This is a genomic window from Pseudoxanthomonas kalamensis DSM 18571, from assembly GCF_010211745.1.
GTDB lineage: Bacteria > Pseudomonadota > Gammaproteobacteria > Xanthomonadales > Xanthomonadaceae > Pseudoxanthomonas_A > Pseudoxanthomonas_A kalamensis.
In genome coordinates this window covers 1-612 of sequence record NZ_PDWQ01000075.1, presented here as the reverse complement: position 1 = coordinate 612, position 612 = coordinate 1, and the positions used below count along the sequence as shown (strand labels likewise).

Genomic DNA, 612 nt, shown 5'->3' with positions numbered 1-612 from the left:
GGTCTGCGTGGCTGCACTTTTTACCGGCGACATACTGTCCGTGGCGCTCTCTTCCCACTCACTCCAGCCGGACTTAAGGCCTGCCATCCAGTTCCCGCGAAGCTGGTCTTCAGCCGCCCAGGTCTTTTTCTGCTCTGACATGACGTTATTCAGCGCCAGCGGATTATCGCCATACTGTTCCTTCAGGCGCTGTTCCGTGGCTTCCCGTTCTGCCTGCCGGTCAGTCAGCCCCCGGCTTTTCGCATCAATGGCGGCCCGTTTTGCCCGTTGCTGCTGTGCGAATTTATCCGCCTGCTGCGCCAGCGCGTTCAGGCGCTCCTGATACGTAACCTTGTCGCCAAGTGCAGCCAGCTGGCGTTTGTACTCCAGCGTCTCATCTTTATGCGCCAGCAGGGATTTCTCCTGTGCAGACAGCTGGCGACGTTGCGCCGCCTCCTCCAGTACCGCGAACTGACTCTCCGCCTTCCACAAATCCCGGCGCTGCTGGCTGATTTTCTCATTTGCTCCGGCATGCTTCTCCAGCGTCCGGAGTTCTGCCTGAAGCGTCAGCAGGGCAGCATGAGCACTGTCTTCCTGACGATCGCCCGCAGACACCTTCACGCTGGACTGTTT

Annotated in this window: 1 protein-coding gene; it reads right to left on the bottom strand. The window is 59.5% G+C overall.

Annotated elements, in window-relative coordinates:
* Positions 1-612: phage tail tape measure protein (locus CSC70_RS14060; RefSeq protein WP_162457214.1), on the bottom strand; the 612-nt coding region annotated here is incomplete at both ends.